General features: G+C 69.7%; 17 protein-coding genes. 10 read left to right on the top strand and 7 right to left on the bottom strand.

Going from position 1 to position 21,123, the window contains the following annotated elements; all coding sequences use genetic code 11:
- Positions 1-17: 17 nt before the first annotated feature.
- The 3 genes from E5S69_RS07340 to E5S69_RS07330 all read right to left on the bottom strand — a co-directional run bounded on the left by E5S69_RS07340 (position 18) and on the right by E5S69_RS07330 (position 4,730).
- The gene (locus E5S69_RS07340; RefSeq protein ID WP_171514341.1) at positions 18-1,343 is read right to left on the bottom strand and encodes a sigma-54-dependent transcriptional regulator; all 1,326 of its coding nucleotides are present in this window, start codon (positions 1,341-1,343) and stop codon (positions 18-20) included.
- 8 nt (positions 1,344-1,351) lie between these two features.
- On the bottom strand, positions 1,352-3,349 hold the full coding sequence (locus tag E5S69_RS07335) for a sensor histidine kinase (RefSeq protein ID WP_171514340.1): 1,998 nt from the start codon (positions 3,347-3,349) through the stop codon (positions 1,352-1,354).
- A gap of 79 nt (positions 3,350-3,428) precedes the next feature.
- The gene (locus E5S69_RS07330) at positions 3,429-4,730 is read right to left on the bottom strand and encodes a dicarboxylate/amino acid:cation symporter (protein ID WP_171514339.1); all 1,302 of its coding nucleotides are present in this window, start codon (positions 4,728-4,730) and stop codon (positions 3,429-3,431) included.
- A 389-nt stretch (positions 4,731-5,119) separates the two neighbouring features.
- Between E5S69_RS07330 and E5S69_RS07325 the strand changes: the two genes are divergently transcribed.
- The 5 genes from E5S69_RS07325 to E5S69_RS07305 all read left to right on the top strand — a co-directional run bounded on the left by E5S69_RS07325 (position 5,120) and on the right by E5S69_RS07305 (position 9,294).
- Entirely contained in the window at positions 5,120-5,440 is a 321-nt protein-coding gene (locus E5S69_RS07325) for a (2Fe-2S) ferredoxin domain-containing protein (RefSeq protein ID WP_012351580.1), read from the top strand.
- Between the two features lie 181 nt (positions 5,441-5,621).
- Positions 5,622-6,275 (top strand): alpha/beta hydrolase, encoded by a 654-nt coding sequence (locus tag E5S69_RS07320; RefSeq protein WP_171514338.1) that lies wholly within the window; start codon positions 5,622-5,624, stop codon positions 6,273-6,275.
- Positions 6,276-6,337: 62 nt separating this feature from the next.
- Positions 6,338-7,537, top strand: coding sequence for a D-alanyl-D-alanine carboxypeptidase family protein (locus tag E5S69_RS07315; RefSeq protein WP_171514337.1), 1,200 nt, complete (start codon positions 6,338-6,340; stop codon positions 7,535-7,537).
- 61 nt (positions 7,538-7,598) lie between these two features.
- A complete protein-coding gene (locus tag E5S69_RS07310) occupies positions 7,599-7,907 on the top strand; it encodes an HP0495 family protein (protein WP_171514336.1) in 309 nt (102 codons plus the stop codon).
- Positions 7,908-8,097: 190 nt separating this feature from the next.
- Positions 8,098-9,294, top strand: a complete 1,197-nt coding sequence (locus E5S69_RS07305) for a class I SAM-dependent rRNA methyltransferase (protein ID WP_171514335.1) — start codon at positions 8,098-8,100, stop codon at positions 9,292-9,294.
- Between the two features lie 52 nt (positions 9,295-9,346).
- Here E5S69_RS07305 and E5S69_RS07300 read toward each other — a convergent pair whose 3' ends face one another.
- The 3 genes from E5S69_RS07300 to E5S69_RS07290 all read right to left on the bottom strand — a co-directional run bounded on the left by E5S69_RS07300 (position 9,347) and on the right by E5S69_RS07290 (position 12,768).
- Positions 9,347-11,473 carry a UvrD-helicase domain-containing protein gene (locus tag E5S69_RS07300; RefSeq protein WP_171514334.1) on the bottom strand — a complete coding sequence of 709 codons (2,127 nt, stop codon included), beginning with the start codon at positions 11,471-11,473 and terminating at the stop codon, positions 9,347-9,349.
- Positions 11,474-11,623: 150 nt separating this feature from the next.
- Positions 11,624-12,157: a TlpA disulfide reductase family protein gene (locus E5S69_RS07295; RefSeq protein ID WP_171514333.1), complete on the bottom strand. Its 534-nt coding sequence runs from the start codon at positions 12,155-12,157 to the stop codon at positions 11,624-11,626.
- 104 nt (positions 12,158-12,261) lie between these two features.
- Positions 12,262-12,768, bottom strand: coding sequence for a thioredoxin (locus E5S69_RS07290; protein WP_171514332.1), 507 nt, complete (start codon positions 12,766-12,768; stop codon positions 12,262-12,264).
- Positions 12,769-12,902: 134 nt separating this feature from the next.
- Between E5S69_RS07290 and E5S69_RS07285 the strand changes: the two genes are divergently transcribed.
- Together E5S69_RS07285 and E5S69_RS07280 are read left to right on the top strand one after the other, a co-directional pair.
- Complete coding sequence (locus E5S69_RS07285; RefSeq protein WP_171514331.1) at positions 12,903-13,505, top strand: hypothetical protein; 603 nt, start codon at positions 12,903-12,905, stop codon at positions 13,503-13,505.
- Positions 13,506-13,583: 78 nt separating this feature from the next.
- A complete protein-coding gene (locus E5S69_RS07280) occupies positions 13,584-14,225 on the top strand; it encodes a LysE family transporter (RefSeq protein WP_171514330.1) in 642 nt (213 codons plus the stop codon).
- Between the two features lie 247 nt (positions 14,226-14,472).
- Here E5S69_RS07280 and E5S69_RS07275 read toward each other — a convergent pair whose 3' ends face one another.
- The gene (locus E5S69_RS07275) at positions 14,473-15,195 is read right to left on the bottom strand and encodes a GntR family transcriptional regulator (RefSeq protein WP_171514329.1); all 723 of its coding nucleotides are present in this window, start codon (positions 15,193-15,195) and stop codon (positions 14,473-14,475) included.
- Positions 15,196-15,585: 390 nt separating this feature from the next.
- On the opposite strand from E5S69_RS07275, the gene ptsP reads away from it, so the two are divergent.
- The 3 genes from ptsP (at position 15,586) to E5S69_RS07260 (ending at position 21,098) form a co-directional block, all read left to right on the top strand.
- Complete coding sequence (gene ptsP, locus E5S69_RS07270; protein WP_171514328.1) at positions 15,586-18,159, top strand: phosphoenolpyruvate--protein phosphotransferase; 2,574 nt, start codon at positions 15,586-15,588, stop codon at positions 18,157-18,159.
- 67 nt (positions 18,160-18,226) lie between these two features.
- Complete coding sequence (gene nagE, locus E5S69_RS07265) at positions 18,227-19,921, top strand: N-acetylglucosamine-specific PTS transporter subunit IIBC (protein WP_171514327.1); 1,695 nt, start codon at positions 18,227-18,229, stop codon at positions 19,919-19,921.
- A 118-nt stretch (positions 19,922-20,039) separates the two neighbouring features.
- Positions 20,040-21,098, top strand: coding sequence for a porin (locus tag E5S69_RS07260; RefSeq protein ID WP_171514326.1), 1,059 nt, complete (start codon positions 20,040-20,042; stop codon positions 21,096-21,098).
- The last annotated feature ends 25 nt before the right edge of the window (positions 21,099-21,123 follow it).

Raw genomic sequence — 21,123 nt, 5'->3', positions numbered from 1 at the left:
ATGAAGGCCGCATGACATCACAGCCCGTAGCGCTTGATCTTGTCGTACAGCGTAGCCTTGCCGACCTGCAGCAGGTCCGCCGCCTGGCTGACCGCGCCGCCGGTGCGCGCCAGCGCGTCGGCGATCACGGCGCGCTCGAAGTGCTCCATGCGCTCGCGCAGCGGCGCGGTCTCGTCGCGGCCCGCCGCCTGCGCGCCGGCCTGCCCGCCCTCGGGCACGCCGAGCACCATCCGGTCGGCGGCATTGCGCAGCTCGCGCACATTGCCCGGCCACGGGCGCTGGGCCAGCGCCTGGCGCTGCGCCTCGGACAGGATCGGCGCGGGCCGCTGGTACCGCACCGCGGACACCAGCGAGAAATGCTCGAACAGCGGCACGATGTCCTCGCGCCGCTCGCGCAGCGGCGGCAGGGCGATGGTGACGACATTGAGGCGGTAATACAGGTCTTCGCGGAACGTGCCCTGGGCCACCAGCGCGTCCATGTCGCCCTTGGCCGCGGCGACGATGCGCACGTCGATCTGCACCGACGCGTTCGAGCCCAGCCGCTCCAGCGAGCCTTCCTGCAGCACGCGCAGCAGCTTGACCTGCAGCGCCAGCGGCATGCTTTCGATCTCGTCGAGGAAAAGCGTGCCGCCCGAGGCATGCTCGAGCTTGCCGATGCGGCGCTTGCCCGCGCCGGTGAAGGCGCCGGCTTCGTGCCCGAACATCTCGCTCTCGAAGATGGCCTCGGGCACCGCACCGCAGTTCAGCGCGATAAAGGGTCCCTCGGCGCGCCCTGACAGCGCGTGCAGGCTGCGCGCCACCAGTTCCTTGCCGGTGCCGGTCTCGCCGTTGATCATCACCGGCACGTCGGTGGGCGCGACATTGGCCACCAGGGCGCGCACCTGCTCGATCGCCGGCGAGCGGCCGATGATGCGCGTGCCGGCCGCGGGCCCGGCCAGTTCGCGACGCAAGGCCTGGTTCTCCAACTCCAGCGCGCGGCGTTCCAGCGCGCGGCGCACGGTGTCGGTGAGGCGGTCGGCGCCGAAGGGCTTTTCGATAAAGTCATAGGCGCCTTCGCGCATCGCCTGCACGGCCATGGTGATGTCGCCGTGGCCGGTCACCAGGATCACCGGCACGCCCGGCGCGGCATTGCGGCAGTGCTGCAGCAGGTCCAGGCCGCTGGCGCCGGGCAGGCGCACATCTGTCACCACCACGCCGGCGAAGGCGCCGTGCAGGTGCGGGATCGCGGCCTCGGCCGAGGCCAGCGCCAGCACGCGGAAGCCGGCCAGCTCCAGGCTTTGCGCGGTGGCCTGGCGCACCAGCGGCTCGTCTTCGACAAACAGGACACGCAGACCGTCTTGCATGGCAGTGCTCATTGGGTGGTGGAAAGCGGGGGTGCGGTGTCGAGGGCGGGTGCGCGCGCCAGCACCAGCGTGAACTGCGCGCCGCCGCCGGGGAGGTTGGCCACGCCGAGCTGCCCGCCGAACTCGCGCACGATCGACGAAGAGATCGCCAGCCCCAGCCCCAGGCCCTGCCCGGTTTCCTTGGTGGTGAAGAACGGTTCGAACAGGCGCGGCAGCGCTTCCGGCGCGATCCCGGTGCCGTTGTCGCGCACGACGATAGTGACGGCGTGCTCGCCGGCCTGCACGTCCAGATCGATCCGTCCCTGCGCCGGCGCTGCCGCGGCGATTGCGTCCAGCGCGTTGCCGAGCAGGTTCAGCAGCACCTGCTCCAGCTTCAGCTCGTCGGCGCGCACGGCCAGCCCGGGCACCGCATCCAGTCCGGTCACGGCGACCGTGACCGCGCCCAGCCGCGGCGCCAGCAGCGCCAGCACGTGGTCGACGGCCGCGCGCAGCGCCACCGGCCGGCGCACCGGGCGCGCCTTGCCGGCAAACAGCTTGAGCTGCCCGGTGATCTTGCCCATGCGCTCGGTCAGGTCGGCGATGGCAGTCAGGTTGCCTTCGGCGGCGGCCAGCTGGCCGCGCGCCAGCAGCACGCGGGTGTTGTCCGAGAAGGTGCGCAGCGCCGCCAGCGGCTGGTTCAGTTCATGCGTGATGCCGGCCGCCATCTGGCCCAGCGCGGCCAGCTTGCTGGCCTGCACCAGCTCATCCTGGGCCGCGCGCAGTTCGTTTTCGGCGCGGGTGCGCTCGGCCACTTCGTCTTCCAGTTTCTCGTTGATTGCCATCAGGTCGGCGGTGCGGGCCTCGACCCGTCGTTCGAGCTGGTCATAGGCGGCCTCGAGCAGGCGGCGGCTGTACTGCATGTCGCGCGCGCGCTGGCGTCGCTGGCGCCAGTTGACCAGCAGCAGGCAGATGCAGGCGTAGGCCAGCGCCGCGGCCACGGTGGCGTTGCGCGCATTGGCCAGCACCGGCTCCAGCGGCGCCATCACCTGCATGGTCCAGCCGGCCGGGCCGACGGTGCGGTTCAGTTCCAGGTAGCGCTCGGCGCGTTCGGCGCCATCCGGGGCGAAGGGGGTCCGGGACGCCGCCGCATCGTCGCGCACGCGTACCAGGCGCGCGCCGTGGGGCAACGTGGTGTCGGCCAGCCAGCGCGTGACCGGCGACGCCAGCGGTTCCAGCGGCAGCGGCGTCACCGCGCGCCCATGGTACTGGCGGGTCTGGTCCAGTTCCGCCCGCAATGCCGGCGGCAGCGGGCGCAGCGTGCGGTACTGCCACGCGGGGACCGACGACAGGAAGATCACGCCGTGGTCGTCGCTCACCATCAGCGGCTCGGCGCCGCTGCCGGCGCGCTGGAACCATTCCAGGTTGAGCTTGACCACGGTCACGCCGATGACCTTGCCGCCTGCCTCCACCGGCTGGGCGATGTAGTAGCCGGGCTCGTCGCTGGTGATGCCGATGGCGTAGAAGCGCCCCATCTTGCCGCCCGCGGCGGCCTGGAAGTAGGGGCGGAAGCGGTAGTCGGTGCCGACGAAGCTGCCGGGCTCGCCATGGTTGCTGGCCGCCAGTGCAATGCCGTTGGCGGCGATCACATAAGTTGCCGACGCATGCGCGCGGCGGTTGACCTCGGCCAGGTACTGGTTGGCGGCGGCGACGCGTTGCGCGTCGCCGGGGGCGGCGAGCAGCCCGCGCACGAACGGATGCAGCGACACCAGCGCGGGAAGGAACTCGTAGCGGTCGAGGGTGCTTTCGAGCGTGGCGGCGTAGCGGTCGGCGCGCGTGGCAGTGCCTTGCTGCAGGCTGGCCAGGCCGCGCTGGACCGAGACCAGCCAGGTCAGCGCGCACAGCAGCAGCAGGCCCGCCGCCAGGGCGACGGCGAAGCCCCACCAGCGCCCGCTGCCGGCCGCCGGCGCGTGCACCGGGCGGGTGGCGGCGGGGTCATGCACGGCGAGGAAGTCGTCGGAGTGTGGCATCGGCGCGCGCGAGGGCTGTCGCGCCGATGATACCCGCAGGCGGGCGGCCGGGGCAGCCGCCCGCGCGGCCGCCGCGCATTCAGACGGCGCCCTGGCCGGCTTCGGCAAGTTCGTCGGCATCGTCGCTGCCGCCGTGCTGCAGCACGCGGGCCAGGCGCTTGCGGTCCAGTTCGCGTTCCCACGCCGACACCACCACCGTGGCGACGCCGTTGCCGATGATGTTGGTCAGCGCGCGGCACTCGCTCATGAAGCGGTCGATGCCCAGGATCAGCACCATGCCCGCCACCGGGATGGTCGGCACCACCGCCAGCGTCGCCGCCAGCGTGATGAAGCCCGAGCCGGTCACGCCGCTGGCGCCCTTGGAGGTCAGCATCGCCACCGCCAGGATGGTCAGCTGCTGCATCAGCGTCAGCTCGATGCCGGTAGCCTGCGCGATGAAGATCACCGCCATGGTCATGTAGATGTTGGTGCCGTCCAGGTTGAACGAGTAGCCGGTGGGCACCACCAGGCCCACTACCGACTTGGAGCAGCCCAGCTTCTCCAGTTTTTCCATCAGGTGCGGCAGCGCGGCTTCGGACGAGCTGGTGCCCAGCACGATCAGCAGCTCTTCCTTGATGTAGGAAATAAAGCGCAGGATGTTGAAGCCGGTCAGGCGCGCGATCGTGCCCAGCACCACCAGCACGAAGAGGATGGCGGTGAAGTAGAAGGTGCCGATCAGCTTGAGCAGCGGCACCAGCGAGCCCAGGCCGTACTTGCCGATGGTGAACGCCATCGCGCCGAAGGCGCCGATCGGCGCCACCTTGGTGATCACGTGGACGATATGGAAGAACACCTTCGAGACCTGCTCGATCAGCTGCACCACGATGCGGGCGCGTTCACCCAGCACGGCCAGCGCGGCGCCGAAGAACAGCGAAACCAGCAGAATCTGCAAGATGTCGCCGTTAGCGAAGGCGCTGAACACGGTGTCCGGGATGATGTGCATCAGGAACTCGACCGTGCTCTGGCCGTGCGCCTTGGACACGTATTGCGCGATGGCCTTGGTGTCCAGTGTCGACGGGTCGATGTTGAAGCCCACGCCCGGCTTGAGCAGGTGCGCGGCGCCCAGGCCGATCAGCAGCGCGAAGCTCGACACCACCTCGAAGTACAGCAGCGCCTTGCCGCCGACGCGGCCGACCTTCTTCATGTCGCTCATGCCGGCAATGCCGGTCACCACGGTACAGAAGATGATCGGGCCGATGATCATCTTGATCAGCTTGATGAAGCCATCGCCCAGCGGCTTCATGGCGACGCCGGTGTCGGGCCAGAAGTGGCCGAGCAGGATGCCGATGCAGATGGCGAACAGGACCTGCACGTACAGGATCTTGTAGAAGGGTTTCCTCATGATGTCGTCCTCGGTGTTGACCGTACCCGGCGGTTTGCGCGGGGCGCGCGCCGTCACAGTTGCGGCGCGTTCACGGACGGGAATTCGCAACCCGCGTGCCAGTCCAACGGGTATTGCTAACTGGTTGATTCACAAGGAAAGGCTGGCGAGGGGCAGGCGCCCGGGCTCCGGGATTCCGGAATCCCGGACGGCGCCGATCCGGCGATCCGGAATGGCCGGCGCGCGTAGGGTGCGCGAGGCGCCACCTGGTGGCGGCTGATGGCGACCGGCGGCGCGCGCAAACCTGCCACGGATCGCGGCCCGGCCCTCGCAACGCCGTATAATTCCAGGCTTCCGTTCAACGCCGTCCGGGCCGTGCCGCCGTCCGGGGCCGTCTTCACACCGTACGCATGCGCAGCTACTACCAGCACCACGTCTTTTTCTGCCTGAACCAGCGCGAGGCCGGCGAGAACTGCTGCGCCAACTACAACGCCAAGGCGATGCAGGAATACGCCAAGAAGCGCTGCAAGGAGCTGGGCATCGCCGGCGGCGAAGGGCGTGTGCGCATCAACAAGGCCGGCTGCCTGAACCGCTGTGAACTCGGCCCGGTGCTGGTGGTCTACCCCGAGGCCATCTGGTACACCTATGTCGACGAGCATGACATCGATGAAATCATCGACAGCCACCTGCTCAAGGGCAAGCCGGTCGAGCGGCTGATGGTGGACCGCTGATGGCGCAGCACTGAACCAACCGAAGCCGGCGCATGCCGGCTTGTTGCTTTACCCCTGTTTTTACCCCTGTCCCACCCGTTGCAACCGCCATGCCCCGCCGCCCGCCAGCCGGACGGTTTTTTCATTTTTGCCCGGGCTTGCCGCCGGGGCGCTTGCCTGACCGCCATCCCGACCGTCCATCATGAACGCGCATACCCAGGTACTTTCCATCGCCGGCCCCGCCGGGGCGATCGAGCTCTCGGTAGACCTGCCGCAAGGCCTGCCAGACGTACCCTTGCGCGGCCTGGCGCTGGTGGCGCATCCGCACCCGCTGTTCGGCGGCACCAAGGACAACAAGGTCGCGCAGACGCTGGCGCGCGCCTTCGTGCAGCTGGGCTATGCCACCGTGCGCCCCAACTTCCGCGGCGTCGGTGCGAGCGCCGGCACGCATGACAACGGCATCGGCGAGCAGGACGACCTGCTTGCCGTGGTGGCCTGGATGCGCGAGCAGACCGCGTGGTCGGCGCAGGCCGCGACGCTGCCGCTGGCGCTGGGCGGGTTCTCGTTCGGCAGCTTTGTCAGCACCCATGTGGCGCGCCGCCTGGCCGAGGCCGGCACCCCGGTGCAGCGCCTGGTGCTGGTGGGCACCGCCGCCAGCCGCTGGGAAGTGGCCCAGGTGCCGGCCGACACCATCGTGATCCACGGCGAACAGGACGACACCGTGCCGCTGGCCAGCGTGTTCGACTGGGCCCGCCCGCAAGAGCTGCCGGTGATCGTGATCCCCGGCGCCGACCATTTCTTTCACCGCAAGCTGCACCTGATCAAGCAGCTCGTCGTCAATGCGTGGGACCGGTAAGGCCGGCACGCCGCCAGCCCGGACCCTCCCGCGCCACCTTCTTACTGTCGGAAAACAGAAACATGCTGAATAGAGCCACGACACGCCTTTCGTCCGCTTTCGCTCCCGCCGCCATCGCCGCCGCCGTCGTGCTGGCCGCCGCGCCCGCCGCCGTGCTGGCGCAGGGCGTGCCGACGCCGCAGGTCGCCGCCAAGTCGTGGATGCTGTATGACGTGACCAGCGGCCAGGCCCTGGCCTCGCAGAACGCCGACGCGCGCATCGAGCCGGCTTCGCTGACCAAGCTGATGACCGCCTACCTGGCGTTCGAGGCACTCAAGGAAAAGCGCCTGACGCTGGACCAGGCGGTGGTGCCGACCAACCTGGTGCTCAAGGTCAAAAGCGACGAGTCGCGCATGTTCATCGAGCCCAACAAGCCGGTCACCGTGCAGGACCTGCTGCTGGGCCTGATCGTGCAGTCGGGCAACGACGCCGCGCTGGCGCTGGCCGAAGCCGTGGGCGGCTCGGAAGAGGGCTTTGTCGCGATGATGAACCGCGAGGCCCAGCGCATGGGCATGAAGAACACCCACTTCACCAATACCGACGGCATCCCCGACCCGAACCACTACACCACCGCGGTGGACCTGGCGACGCTGACCACGCGCCTGATCAAGGACTACCCCGAGTACTACAGCATGTACTCGCAGAAGGAGTTCACCTATAACAAGATCAGGCAGCCCAACCGCAACCGCCTGCTGTACATCGACTCGACCGTCGACGGCGTCAAGACCGGCCACACCAAGTCCGCCGGCTATTGCCTGATCTCGTCGGCCAAGCGGCCGCTGGCCAACGTGCCGGATGGCTCGCGCCGCCTGATCTCGATCGTGATCGGCACCACCACCGAACAGGTGCGCACCCAGGAAAGCCTGAAGATCCTCAACTACGGCTTCCAGTTCTTCGACACGCTGCGCCTGTACGACAAGGGCCAGGTGCTGGCCACGCCGGACATCTACAAGGGCAAGAACGGCACGATCAAGATCGGCGTGCAGAACGAGACCTTCGTCACCGTGCCCAAGGGCACCGGCGGACGCCTCAAGCCGGTGCTGGAGCGCCAGGAACTGCTGATCGCGCCGATCTCGGCGGGCCAGCAGGTGGGCATGGTCAAGCTGATGGACGGCAACAACAAGGTGGCCGAATTCCCGGTGGTGGCGCTGGAAGAAGTGCCCGAGGCCGGCTTCTTCGGCCGCCTGTGGGACACCATCCGCCTGTGGTTCAAGCGCAAGTGACCTGAATGCGCGCGAGCCGGCGTGCCACGCGGCGCGCCGGCCTTGCGCCGGAGAATCCGAGATGACGACCGACAACCAAGGCAGCGGCAACAAGCCCGGCGAGATCCCGCCGGAGCAGTCGCTGATCGAATATCCGAGCCATTTCCCGATCAAGGTGATGGGCACGATGCAGGACGGCTTTGCCGAAGCCATCGTCACGCTGGTGCAGGAGTTCGACCCCGACTTCCACGCCGGCAAGATGGAAATGCGCCCGTCGAGCAAGGGCAACTACCTGGGCCTGACCGTGACGGTGTGGGTCACCAGCCGCGAGCAGCTCGATGACCTGTACCGGGCATTGACTTCGCATCCGATGGTGAAGGTGGTGCTGTAAGGCATTGTTTTCTCCCCTCTCCCGCGCGCGGGGGAGGCGCCGGGGGAGAGGGCAGGCGCTGGCATACCGACGCGCGTCACTTCGTTGACACTCCCGCCCTCTCCCCCAACCCCTCTCCCGCAGGCGGGAGAGGGAAGCCCGCTGCAGCATTGCAACGCACTCTCTGCGGCATGCTTTTTCCCATACCAACATGAACACCATCACCCTGAAACCCGGCAAGGAAAAATCCCTGCTGCGCCGCCACCCGTGGATCTATGCCACCGGCATCGCCACCACCGAAGGCCGCTGCGAGCCGGGCGCCACCGTGATCGTGCGCGCCGCCGACGGGCGTTTCCTGGCCAAGGCTGCCTACAGCCCCGAATCGCAGATCCGCGCGCGCGTGTGGACCTTCGACGAGAACGAGCCGGTCGACCATGCGCTGTTCAAGCGCCGCGTGGCGGCGGCCATTGCCTACCGCCGCCAGTGGGTGAAGGACAGCGACGCGGTGCGGCTCATCTTCGGCGAATCCGACCGGCTGCCGGGGCTTATCGTCGATTACTACGGCGACGGTAGCTCCGGCCAGCTGGTGTGCCAGTTCAATTCGGCGGGCGTCGAGCACTGGAAGACCGCGATCGTGCAGGCGCTGGTCAAGGAGACCGGCTGCCCCAACGTCTACGAGCGCTCCGACGCCGCGGTGCGTCAGCGCGAGGGCCTGGAGCTGGTGACCGGCGTGCTGGCCGGCGCCGAGCCCGATCCGGCGCTGTCGGTGACCGAGCACGGCGTGCGCTACTACGTCGACGTGCGCAACGGCCACAAGACCGGCTTCTATGTCGACCAGCGCGACAACCGCAAGCTGGTCGGCGACCTGGCCGAAGGGCGCGAGGTGCTGAACTGTTTCTGCTATACCGGCGGCTTCTCGCTGGCGGCGTTGCGCGGCGGCGCCACGTCGGTAACATCGATCGATTCGTCGGGCGAGGCCCTGAAGATCGCCGCGGGCAACGTGGCGCTGAACGGGTTTGATGCCGGGCGCGCGACCTGGCTCGACGCCGACGTGTTCAAGACGCTGCGCGAATTCCGCGCCGAAGGGCGGCAGTTCGACCTGATCGTGCTGGACCCGCCCAAGTTCGCGCCATCGGCGCAGCATATCGATCGCGCCGCGCGCGCCTACAAGGAGATCAACCTGGTCGGCATGCAGCTGCTGCGCCCGGGCGGGCTGCTGTTCACGTATTCGTGCTCGGGGGCGATCAGCATGGAGTTGTTCCAGAAGATCGTCGCCGGGGCGGTGACCGATGCGCGCGCGGATGCGCGCATTTTGCGCAGGCTGTCGGCCGGCACCGATCATCCGATGCTGGCGGCGTTTCCGGAAGGCGAGTACCTGAAGGGATTGCTGCTGGAGAAGGTGGGCTGACGCGTCGCTTGTTTTCTCCCCTCGCGCGCGCGGGAGAGGGGAGCTGCTCATCTCACCGCCACATATTCCGCATCCGGCCCGCCAGGTCCACCGGCGCCAGCGCCGGCTTCACCGCGCCTTCGCCCGACATCGGCGGCGGCGGCCACGAGCGGCTGTAGAAATTCGGCATCACCCGGTTCGGCAGGAAGCGCGTGCGCGACGCATACACATGCCGGTCGCCGAAGCCAACCTGCTGATGCACGTAGAACCGCTGCGGCACGATCACGTCGAGGTGGTCCTTGGCCCGCGTCATCGCCACATACAGCAGCCGCCGCTCTTCCTCGATCTCTTCCGTAGTGCCCGTGGCCAGGTCGCTCGGCATGCAGCCGTCGACCGCGTTGAGCACATACACCGCCTTCCACTCCTGCCCCTTGGCCGAATGGATGGTCGACAGGATCAGGTAGTCCTCGTCGCGCGAGGGCACGCCGGATTCATCGCTGGAGGCGCTGGGCGGGTCCAGCGTCAGCTCGGTCAGGAAGCGCTCGCGCGCGCCGTAGGTGGCGGCAATGCGCTCCAGCTGCTGCAGGTCGGCCTGGCGGGCCGCGGCGTCGTCGTGCAGGCGTTCAAGATGCGGCGCGTACCAGCCCAGCACCTGCTCGAACTCCGATGGCCATGGCGAGGTCGGCGCCATCAGCGCGCGTGCCAGGCCCAGCAGGTCGGCCCACGCGGGCGCGGCGGCCGGCGGCGGCTCGAAGGCTTCCAGCGAGAACAGCGGCTCGGTCGCCAGCGCCAGCGCATCGAGCACGCGCGCCGCGGTCTTGGGTCCGATGCCTGGCAGCAGTTGCAACGTGCGGAAGCCCGCCATGCGGTCGCGCGGGTTTTCCAGCCAGCGCACCACCGCCAACACATCCTTGACGTGGGTCGACTCCAGGAACTTGAGGCCGCCGAATTTGACGAACGGGATATTGCGCCGTGCCAGCTCGATTTCCACCTGCGCGCTGTGGTCGGCGGCGCGGAACAGCACTGCCTGCGCCATCAGCGCGAGGCCGGCCTCGCGCCGTGCCAGCACCTGCTCGACCACATAGCGGGCCTGGTCGGCCTCATCGTTGACCACGATCACGCCGGGCTTCTCGGCGGACTGGCGCTCGGACCACAGGTCCTTGGTATAGCGTTCGGCCGCCAGCCCGATCACGGCGTTGGCGGCCTGCAGGATCGGCTGCGTCGAGCGGTAGTTCTGCGACAGCGTGATCTGCTGCGCGGCCGGCGTGAACTGCGCGGGGAAATCCAGGATATTGCGCACGCTGGCGCCGCGGAAGGCGTAGATCGACTGCGCGTCGTCGCCGACCACGGTCAGGCCGCGTCCGTCGGGCCGCATGGCCAGCAAAATCGACGCCTGCAGCGCGTTGGTGTCCTGGTATTCATCGACCAGGATATGGTCAAAGCGCGCGCCCATGTCCTGCGCGATGGCGGGCTCGGCCATGGCCTGGGCCCAGTACAGCAGCAGGTCGTCGTAGTCCAGCACGTGCTGTTTCTGCTTGGCCTCGACATAGCCGGCGAACAGCGTGCGCAGCGCGTCAGCCCACATCGCGTAGCGCGGGAACTGCTGCCTGAGCACGTCTTCGAGCGGCGCCCGGGTGTTGACGACGCGCGAATAGATCGACAGGCAGGTTTCCTTCTTGGGGAAGCGGCTGGCGGTCTCGGACAGGCCCAGGTCGTGGCGCACCACGTGCATCAGGTCGGCCGAGTCGCCGCGGTCGCTGATGGTGAACGCCGGCGACAGCCCTAGCGTCTCGGCATATTCGCGCAGCAGCCGCGCGCCGATGGCGTGGAAGGTGCCGGACCACTGCAGCGCCGCGCGGCCCGCGCCGGTACTGGTGCCCAGTGCCTGGTCGACGATGCGCTCGACGCGCCGGCCCATCTCGGCGGCGGCGCGGCGCGAGAACGTCAGCAGCAGGATGCGGCGCGGATCGGCGCCGCCCAGCACCAGGTGCGCCACCCGGTGCGCCAGCGTATTGGTCTTGCCCGAGCCGGCCCCGGCGATGATCAGCAGCGGCGCCTCGCTGCCGTGCTCGACCGCGGCGCGCTGCTCCGGATTGAGCCGGGACAGATAGGCGGGTACAGATCCGGCTTCAGAGACGGCCGCTTCAGCGGCTTCCGCGGCTGCGGCGGGTTCAGCGGTGGGGGCAAGGTCCAGGGTCACGGGCGGGGCGGGCGGAAGGCGTGGAAAAGGCTGGCGCCAACTGTATATCCATACAGCCCGCCCGCGCAACCCGGCATGCGCAGGATCGCGCCCAAAAACAAAAAAAGGTGCTCGATGAGCACCTTTTGTCGTGTGTTCGCAGCGCGGCAGTTACGCGGACTTTGCCAGCGCGCCGTCCAGCAGCTTGTGCAGCGCCTCCCATTCGGGCTCGCCGACGTAGCGCTTCAGGATGCGGCCGTCCTTGTCGACCACGAAGGTGGTCGGCGTCAGCCCCACGTCGCCGAAGGCCTTGGCCGCGCTGCCGTCGGTATCCATCGCCACCTTGAACGGCAGCCCGCGCGTCTTGGCATAGTTCATCACATACATGGGCGGGTCATAGTTCATCGCCACCGCGACGAATTCGAGGCCCTTGCCCTTGAATTGCTCGTAGGTCTTGACCATGTCCGGCATCTCCTTGATGCAGGTGGCGCAGCTGGTGGCCCAGAAGTTGATCAGGTAGACCTTGCCCTTGAGGTCGGCGGTGCTGACCTTTTCGCCCGACAGCAGCGTGAAAGTGGCGGCGGGCGCGGTACCGGACGGCGACAGCGCGCGGTAGCCGAACCACCCCAGCAGCGCCAGTACCACCACGGCGGCGACGATGGGCCATGGCTTGCGGGAGGTCTTGGGGGCAGCGGTAGTAGTCATGAAATCCGGCTCGGCAGGTTCGGTCAGCAGTGGGACATTCTAATGCGGCCGGCGTTCGCGCGCTGTGCGGAACCGCCTTGCGGCAATCCGCCGCAGCCCTTCAGTCACTTCTGCGCGGCGACCGCGGCGCGGGCCTGCGCCAGCGCCTGTTCCAGGTAGGCGCCATAGAAGTCGGGCTGCATGCCGCGCAGCGGGCTCGCGGCGGCGCGGCCCTGGCGGTCCAGGAACAGCACCGTGGGCGCCACCCTGACCTGCTGCGCCCGGGCCCAGGCGCGCGCCGTGGTCAGGCTGCCATCGGTAGCGCGCAGCGGGGTGTCGGCGGTCATGTCGAGTTCGCGCACGGCGATCTCGCCCGCGGCCGCCTGCGGGCCCAGGTAGTTGCGGCGCACCGCGTCGCAATAGCCGCAGCCCGGCAGCGACACCAGCACCACCAGCGGCTCGCCCCGGCGCGCGGCATCGGCGCCGTGGGCGGCGAGGTCAGTGGCCGGCGGCAGGTGTGGCGGGCTGGCGGCAGCAGCCAGGCCGGCCACGGCGGCCAGCAACACGCCCGCGACCAGCCAGGGCAGGCGAGTGCTGGCTACGGCAGGGTGGGCGAGGCGGGAAGCGGGCATGGCGGATCCGGGGGTGCGGCGGGGCGGCGCGGCAAGCACTGGCGCGCCGCTTCCGGGATAATACCGGTTTCCGCGCGCTGGCGATGTGCCCGCGCGCGACCATCCCGCACCTGCCCTTCGCCCCAGTTTTTTTCATGCGCCCCGTGCTGCCCCCGCTGAGCCCTGTCGCCGTGCCCCGCTGGTCCCTGACGTGCTGCGCCGCGCTGCTGGCGCTGGCCATGTGCGCCTGCTCGCCGCGCTATGACTGGCGCACCATCCAGTCGGGCGAAGGCGGCTACGCCGCGCTCTACCCCGGCAAGCCCACCAGCGCCGCGCGCGACGTCACCATTGCCGGACGCAAGCTGCCGATGACGATGGAGGCCGCGCGCGTTGACGACACACTCTTCGCCGTGGGCGTAGTGACCCTGCCCGCCGACGATGAAGCGCTGCGGCGCGAGGCCCTGGCGGCGATGCAGGCCGGCCTGCTGGCCAACCTCGGCACGCTCTCGGGCGAGGCGCGCACGCGGCCGGTCACCATCATGAGCGCGGACCGGCCGGGCCGACCGCTGGCCGGCCTGGAACTGCAGGCCAGCGGCGTGTCGCCGCAGGACCAGTCGCCGCGCCGTCTCAGCGCGCGGCTGGTGGCGGTGGGCACGCGCGCTTACCAGGCGGTGGTGCTGGAATCCGGCGAGGCCGCGCGCGACGCGCGCCAGGCCGAGCAGGTGGAGCAGTTCCTGGGCGGGTTCCACCCGCTCTGAGGCGCCGCGCCAACATCCATAACAGGTGTCGGGCCGCAGTGCGTGGCCCGGCATGGTTGACGTCAAAGGAGAGTCGAAATGCGTTGGGAAGTCTGGTTGGCCTATTTCGCTGCGTGCTGGGTGATTGCCGTCTCGCCGGGATCGGGCGCGGTGCTGTCGATGAGCCATGGGCTGTCGTACGGGCTGCGCCGCACCACCACCACCATCTTCGGCCTGCAGGCCGGGCTGGTGATCGTGCTGCTGGTGGCCGGCGGCGGGCTGGGGGCGCTGCTGCTGGCCTCGGAACAGGCGTTCATGGTGGTCAAGACGGTTGGCGCGCTGTACCTGATCTACCTTGGCATCCAGCAATGGCGCGCCAGGGTGGAAGCGGGTTCCGTGCAGGACGGCGGCCCCGCGCGCGTGGCCGTGATGAGCCGGCGCCGGCGCTTTGCCACGGGCTTGCTGACCAATGTGACCAATCCCAAAGGCATTATCTTCATGGTCGCGGTGCTGCCACAGTTCATCGACCCCAACCGGCCGCTGGCGCCGCAGCTGGCGATCCTGGCCGCCACCATGTGCGGCGTCGACCTGGTGGTGATGCATGGCTACGCGCTGCTGGCGTCGCGCATGCAGGGGCTGTTCCGCAATGCGCGCGCGGTGCTGTGGCAGAACCGGTTTTTCGGCAGCGTGCTGATGGCGGTGGGCGCGGCGCTGTTCTTCGTGCGCCGCCAGCACGCCTGACCGGTGCGGGATCCGCACTGGCGTGGGCGGGCGGGGTTTGCTTCAATGAGGAAGAAACCCCGTCACGGAGACCTCGCATGCCCGCCTCGCTGAACCCCATCGCCGGTGCACGCCCGCATCCGCGCCATACCGTGCCCCCGGCGGAAGAGCCAGCGCCGCCGGGCGTGCCCCCCGACCTGCCGCTGCCGCCCGAGGAAGACCCGCCCCCGCCGCCCGTGGAGCCGCCCGTGGCCGGCGCCGCCGGGCGCTATTGCTTGAGCTCGTAAAAGTCGTTCAGGCAGTACGCGTCGGTCAGTTCGACCGGCTTGTCGCCATGGGTGTAGCCGGTGCGGCGGATATGCAGCAAGGGCTCGCCCGGCCTGATGCCCAGGCGCGCGGCCAGTTCCTCGGTCGCCACGACGGCGCGCAGTGTCTCGGTGACGCGCAGCACCGGCTTGCCGATCCGCTCCAGGTAGGCGTAGAGCGATTCGCCGATGGCGCTGGCGTCGGGCAGCACGGCCAACGCCAGCGTGGTCACATCCATCCAGTAAATCTGACCGTCAGCCTTGCGCAGCCGCGTCAGCCTGACGATCTCGTCGCCCTCGGGCAGGGCCAGCTCAGCGCTTTCCTGCGCGGTGGCGCGGCGGCGCTCGAACGCCACCAGCTCGCTCGCCGGCGTCATGCCGCGCCGGCGCGCCAGCTCGCTGAAGTTGTCGAGCCGCGCCGGCCTGGGCTCGGCGCGCGGCGCGATAAAGGTGCCCGCGCCATGGCTGCGCGTGATGGTGCCTTCCTCGGCCAGCACCTGTAGCGCGCGCCGTGCGGTGACGCGCGAAATCCCCAGCGAATCGACCAGCGTGCGCTCTGACGGCAGCGCGTCGCCCACCCGCCATTGTCCGGCCTGGATGGCGGCGGTCAGCTTGCGTGCCACCTGCAGGTAGATCGGCGTGGCGTCCGCCTCGTCCGGCCTGAGGGCCTGCAGCCGTTGATCCATGCGAATCCTCGTGGGTACCAAAATTTGGTGGTGATGATACCACTTTAGGACATCTGGCGGCCTCGCGGGCAAATAGTACGGCCGGGGTGATGCGCGCGCCATGCGCAGGGTTTCCGTCAATTGGTATTGGAAAGGTGTGGCTAAAAAGGAGGCCTACGCAAGATACGAGCTGCCGGGAAAAAGCCCATTTTTTGGGGATCGTGCGCTGAATCAATTTTTGGTGCGAGGCCATCATGTGATACTGCCGGCGCACGCTCTGTAGATACCAGTTAAGTACATGTTTGGCGTAGTGGTTTGTACTGGTATTTTTGTTGTCATGAACCGCTTATCTTTTCCCCGAACCTGGCGCCGTGGCATTCCGCAACCGGTCGCCGCGAATCTGGAAGCAGAATGGCTGAGACGAGCGAAACCCTGTTGTTGCGGGCTCCGTTGAGCGGAGTGCTGCAGCCCCTCGCGGCGGTGCCGGACCCGGTCTTTGCCGAAGGCTTGTTCGGCGACGGCGTGGCCATCGATCCGCTGAGCGATACCGTGGTGGCGCCTTGCGATGGCGTCGTGCTGCACTTGGCCGCAACTGGCCATGCGTTGACCTTGCAGGCGTCGTGCGGTGCGCAGGTGCTGCTGCATGTCGGCATCGACACCGTGTCGCTGCGCGGCGACGGCTTTGCACCATGCGTGGCGCAGGGCGCGACAGTGCGTCAGGGTGATGCGCTGATCCGCTTCGATGTCGAGCGCGTGGCGCGGCAGGCGCGCAGCCTGGTGACAGTGATGGCGGTTGCCAACGGCCACGACTTCCCCGTTGCCGCACGCACCGACGCGGTCCTGGCCGAGGCCGGCCGGACCGTGTTGCTGCAGTTGCGCCCCGCCGGGGCAGCCGCAGCGCCTGCACCGCGGGCCGATGTCACCGACGCGGCCGCCTTGCGGCGCACGGTCACGCTGGGCTGCGCAGGCGGCCTGCATGCAAGGCCCGCGGCGCGCGCGCGTGCGGCCATGCAGGGGCTCGAGGCCACGGTGGCCCTGCACTACGGTGGACGCCAGGCCAGCCTGGCAAGCCTGGCGGCGCTGCTGGCGCTGTCCGCGCACGAGGGCGCCACGGTAGATCTGGTCGCCAGCGGTCCCGATGCCGGGGCCGCGCTGGATGCGGTGGCGCGTGAGCTGCAACGCACCGGCGCGGGGGAAGAGCAGGCGGTGTTCACCGTCGGCGCGGCGCCGCCAGCGGGTGCGCGTAGCGGCGAACTGCCGCCGGGCGGCATCGCCGGCGTGGCCGCCGCTCCCGGCATCGCCATCGGCCCGCTGCGCTGGTGGCGCGACGCGGCGCCGGAGCCGGACCAGGCTGGCCTGGGCGCGCCCGCCGAGCGTGCCACCCTGCGCGCCGCGCTGGCGGCGGTCGACGCCCAGTTGGCGCACGACAGCGCCACCGCCACCGCGCGCGGGGCCAGCGCCGAGGCCGGCATTTTCGCCATGCACCGCGCGCTGCTTGAAGACCCGGCGCTGCTGCAGGCTGCCGATCCCCTGATTGACGCGGGAAAAAGCGCGGGCTTCGCATGGCGCGAGGCCACCAGCGCCGAAGCCGCGGCATTGGCCGCCATGACCGACCGCCGCGCCGCCGACCGCGCCGCCGACCTGCTCGACCTGGGCAAGCGCGTGCTGCGCGCGCTGGCGGCAATTCGCCATGGCGCCAGCCATGCGCAAGCCGGCGTGTCCGCCGACGTGGCCCTCGGCAGGCAACCTGTGGTGCTCGCCGCCGACGAATTCACACCTTCTGACCTGATCGGGCTCGAGCGCACCCGCGTGGCCGCGCTGGTGATGGTGCGCGGCGGCCCGACCGCGCACGCCGCCATCATGGCGCGCCAGCTCGGCATCCCGTGCCTGGTGGCGCTGGGCAGTGCGCTGGAACGGCTGCCCGATGGCACGCAGGTCATTGCCGACAGCGACCACGCGCGCCTGCACGCCAACCCCGATGAACACCTGCTGGCCGCCGCCGCCAGCACCCTCAGGCTGCGCGCGCAGCAGGGCCAGGCCGACCTGCGCGTCGCGCACGCGCCGGCCAGCACGCGCGACGGCGTGCACATTGAAGTAGCCGCCAATATCGGCAGCCTCGACGACGCGCGTCATGCGGTCGCGCAAGGCGCCGACGCGGTCGGCCTGCTGCGCACCGAGCTGCTGTTCCTGCATGGCCAGGCCGCGCCCGCCGCGGCCGATCACACCGCCCGTTGCCAGGCCATTGCGGATGTACTGGACGGGCGCAGCGCGATCGTGCGCACGCTCGATATCGGCGGCGACAAGGACGCCGCCTGGCTGCGCCTGCCGGCCGAGGCCAACCCTGCGCTGGGGCTGCGCGGCGTGCGCCTGGCGCAGGTCTGCCCGCAGCTGCTGGACGACCAGCTGCGCGGCCTGCTGGCGGTGCGCGCCAGGGCGCCGCTGCGGATCCTGCTGCCGATGGTCAGCGAGGCTGGCGAGTTGCTGCACTGGCGTGCGCGCATCCGCGCATTGGCGGCCGAAGCCGGCGCCGATGCCGGCATCGAGGTCGGCGTGATGATCGAAGTGCCGGCCGCCGCGCTGCTTGCCGACCAGCTCGCCGAGCACGCTGACTTTTTCTCGATCGGCACCAACGACCTGACCCAGTACACGCTGGCCATGGACCGCTGCCAGCCGCACCTGGCGCCGCGCCTGGACGCGCTGCATCCCGCCGTGCTGCGCCTGATCGCCGCCACCGCCGAAGGCGCCGCGCGCCATGGGCGCTGGGTCGGCGTGTGCGGCGCGCTCGCGGGCGATCCGCTGGCCGTGCCGGTGCTGCTGGGGCTGGGCGTGACCGAGCTGTCGGTCGACGCCGCGCTGGTGCCGGCCATCAAGGCGCGGGTGCGCAAGCTTGCGCACGCCGACTGCCGGCAGCGCGCGTCCGAACTGCTGCGGCTGGCTTCGGCCGCGGCCGTGCGTGAGGCGTGCCGGCGCTACTGGCCGGCCTGAACCCCGCGCCCCGACCACGCGCCCCCCCCACGCGCGCCATGCGCGCACAGCTTCGAGGAGAACGCCAATGAAGATCGATCTGTTGCCCCGGCTGCAACGCCTGGGCGCCACGCTGATGCTGCCGATCGCGGTGCTGCCGGTGGCTGGCCTGCTGCTGCGCCTGGGCCAGCCGGACGTGTTCGGCGTCGAGGTGATGGCGCAGGCGGGCAACGCCGTCTTCGCCAACCTGGCGCTGCTGTTTGCCATCGGCGTGGCGGTGGGCTTTGCGCGCGACAACAACGGCGCCGCGGCGCTGGCCGGCGCCATCGGCTACTTGGTGCTGACCACGGTGATGAAGACGGTCGACCCGGCGCTCGACATGGGCGTGCTGGCCGGCATCGTCGCCGGCGCGATCGCGGGCGGCCTCTACAACCGCTACCGCGGCGTGGTGCTGCCGCCGTACCTGGCGTTCTTTGCCGGCAAGCGCTTCGTGCCCATCGTCACCGCGCTGGCGTGCCTGCTGCTGGGCATCGTGCTGGCCTATGCCTGGGCGCCGGTGCAGGCTGCCATTCACGTGGCCGGCGCCTGGCTGACCACCGCGGGCCCGGCCGGCGCGTTCGTGTTCGGGCTGCTGAACCGGCTGCTGCTGGTGACGGGGCTGCACCACCTGATCAATACGCTGGCGTGGTTCGTGTTCGGCAACTATGCCGACCCGGCCACCGGCGCGGCCGTGGCGGGCGACCTGCACCGCTATTTTGCCGGTGATCCCGGCGCGGGCCTGTTCATGACCGGCTTCTTCCCGGTGATGATGTTCGGCCTGCCGGCGGCCTGCCTGGCGATGTACCACGAGACCCCGCGGGCACGGCGCGCATTGGTGGGCGGCATGCTGTTCTCGATGGCGCTGACCTCGTTCCTGACGGGCATCACCGAGCCGATCGAGTTCAGCTTCATGTTCCTGGCGCCGGTGCTGTACGGCCTGCATGCGCTGCTGACGGGCCTGTCGATGGCGCTGTGCGATTGGCTCCAGATCCGGCTTGGCTTCACCTTCTCGGCGGGCGCGATCGACTACGTGCTGGCCTACGGCCTGTCCAGCCGCGGCTGGCTGGCGCTGCCGCTGGGGCTGGCGTATGCGCTGGTCTACTACGGCCTGTCCCGTTTCTTTATCCGCCGCTTCAACCTGCCGACGCCGGGCCGCGACGACATCGTCCCCGCCGCGCCCGCCGAAGGCGCGGCGCAGCCGGCCGCCGGCAGCACGGGACAACGCTATGTCGAGGCGCTGGGCGGGGCCGCCAACCTGGTCGTGGTCGATGCCTGCACCACGCGGCTGCGGCTGAAGGTGGCCGACGTCGGCGCGGTGTCGGAACCGCGGCTCAAGGCGCTGGGGGTGCGTGGCGTGCTCAAGCGCCCGCCCAACGTGGTGCAGGTGGTGGTCGGCCCGCAGGCCGAGCAGGTTGCCGGCGATATCCGCGCGGTGCTGGAGCAGGCCGAGCAGGCCGAGCAGGCTGGTACGGCCGCGCCGGACACGGTTGCCGAAGCCGGCGGCTTCGACCCGGACTGGTGGATCGCAGCGCTGGGCGGCGCCGCCAACATCGCCGCCATTAGCGTTGAGGCGCTGACGCGACTGCGGGTGGTAGTGCGCGAGCGCGCGCGCGTGCGTGCCGAAGATCTGGCGGGCAGCCCGCTGATGTGGGTTGGCGACGACACCGCGCATATCGCCTTCGGCCATGCGGCAGACCAACACGCGGCCGCGCTGCAGCGAGCCCTGCAAGCCCGGCCCCAGTGACCCCCGCCGCCGCAGCCGGCTGGCTACGGTCGATCCCGCCATCGGCCAGAACGTGACGGCGGCAGCGACGACTGCCGTGCCGATGGCTACCGACATGCTTATCCAGGAGCCCTTGATCGTGAAACGCATTGCATTGACGACGCTGCTCGCGGCGTCGGCCGGCTGCGCGCAGGCCGCCGGCACCGGCATCACCCTGTACGGCCGCGCCGTGGCCGGCCTTGACTATGTCAACGGCATCGCCCGCCCCGGCGGCGACGCCGACACCTTGCGCTTTGGCAGCAACCAGTACGGCGTCAGCTTCTGGGGCTTGCGCGGCGACGAAGACCTGGGCGGCGGCCTGCGCGGGGTGTTCAACCTTGAGGGCATGGTCACCTCAGGCACCGGCCGTTCCGATCCGCTGTTCGGGCGCCGCGCCCAGGTAGGCCTGGCCGGCAACGAATGGGGCGCGCTGCTGCTGGGCCGCGCCATGAGCCTGACCGACGACGAGAGCGGCGCGATCGATCCGATGGGGCTGCAGGCCAGCTCGATCGCCACGCTCGTCTATGGCCGCAACTGGGGCTCCCGCCCCAACGCCGTGACCTACAACTCGCCCGCGTGGGGCGGGCTGAGCGTGCGTGCGCAGGCGGGCAGCGACGGCGTGCCGGGCAGCTTTAACCGCGGCAGGCAGGTGAGCGCGGCCGTCAAGTACGCGCAGGGCAACTTCAGCCTGACCGGCATCTATGAAGCACTGCGCGACACCCAGGGCCGCATGGACAATCTGTACACCAGCTCGCGGCAGTACACGCTGGGCGGCAGCTATGCGCTCAATGACCTGCGCCTGTTTGCCGGCTACAACCTGACCGCGTCGTCGGGCGCCACCGTGGCCACGCCGGAGAACCCGTACGCCGCCACGCGCAGCCAGATGGCATGGGTAGGCGCCAACTACCGCGTGCTGCCGGCACTGACGCTGCTGTCCGGCGTCTACTACGCTACCCTGAACCGGGGCGGTGGGCATGGCACGCTTGTCACACTCGGCGCAAAGTATGACTTGTCGAAGCGCACCGCGCTGTATGGCACCGTGGCCTCGGTGTTCAACTCGCGCAACGCCACGTTTTCGGTGGAGGCGTCGCCGGACACCATGCCGCGCGCGGGGGCGAACCAGCAGGGTGCCTATGCCGGCGTCATCCACCTGTTCTGACGGTGGCCCGGTGCGGCGCCCGATG

It is taken from the genome of Cupriavidus necator (assembly GCF_013141915.1).
GTDB lineage: Bacteria > Pseudomonadota > Gammaproteobacteria > Burkholderiales > Burkholderiaceae > Cupriavidus > Cupriavidus necator_B.
The sequence above is the reverse complement of the archived record's forward strand: the minus strand, read 5'-3'. Positions and strand labels throughout refer to the sequence as shown.

Bases quoted from the DNA above. Each gene is read 5' to 3' on its own strand.
- ptsP (WP_171514328.1), top strand. From the start codon at position 15,586: ATGGCTGAGACGAGCGAAACCCTGTTGTTGCGGGCTCCGTTGAGCGGA.
- E5S69_RS07330 (WP_171514339.1), bottom strand. From the start codon at position 4,730: ATGAGGAAACCCTTCTACAAGATCCTGTACGTGCAGGTCCTGTTCGCC.
- E5S69_RS07295 (WP_171514333.1), bottom strand. From the start codon at position 12,157: ATGACTACTACCGCTGCCCCCAAGACCTCCCGCAAGCCATGGCCCATC.
- E5S69_RS07335 (WP_171514340.1), bottom strand. From the start codon at position 3,349: ATGCCACACTCCGACGACTTCCTCGCCGTGCATGACCCCGCCGCCACC.
- E5S69_RS07280 (WP_171514330.1), top strand. From the start codon at position 13,584: ATGCGTTGGGAAGTCTGGTTGGCCTATTTCGCTGCGTGCTGGGTGATT.
- nagE (WP_171514327.1), top strand. From the start codon at position 18,227: ATGAAGATCGATCTGTTGCCCCGGCTGCAACGCCTGGGCGCCACGCTG.
- E5S69_RS07320 (WP_171514338.1), top strand. From the start codon at position 5,622: ATGAACGCGCATACCCAGGTACTTTCCATCGCCGGCCCCGCCGGGGCG.
- E5S69_RS07315 (WP_171514337.1), top strand. From the start codon at position 6,338: ATGCTGAATAGAGCCACGACACGCCTTTCGTCCGCTTTCGCTCCCGCC.
- E5S69_RS07305 (WP_171514335.1), top strand. From the start codon at position 8,098: ATGAACACCATCACCCTGAAACCCGGCAAGGAAAAATCCCTGCTGCGC.
- E5S69_RS07310 (WP_171514336.1), top strand. From the start codon at position 7,599: ATGACGACCGACAACCAAGGCAGCGGCAACAAGCCCGGCGAGATCCCG.
- E5S69_RS07285 (WP_171514331.1), top strand. From the start codon at position 12,903: ATGCGCCCCGTGCTGCCCCCGCTGAGCCCTGTCGCCGTGCCCCGCTGG.
- E5S69_RS07325 (WP_012351580.1), top strand. From the start codon at position 5,120: ATGCGCAGCTACTACCAGCACCACGTCTTTTTCTGCCTGAACCAGCGC.
- E5S69_RS07275 (WP_171514329.1), bottom strand. From the start codon at position 15,195: ATGGATCAACGGCTGCAGGCCCTCAGGCCGGACGAGGCGGACGCCACG.
- E5S69_RS07340 (WP_171514341.1), bottom strand. From the start codon at position 1,343: ATGCAAGACGGTCTGCGTGTCCTGTTTGTCGAAGACGAGCCGCTGGTG.
- E5S69_RS07290 (WP_171514332.1), bottom strand. From the start codon at position 12,768: ATGCCCGCTTCCCGCCTCGCCCACCCTGCCGTAGCCAGCACTCGCCTG.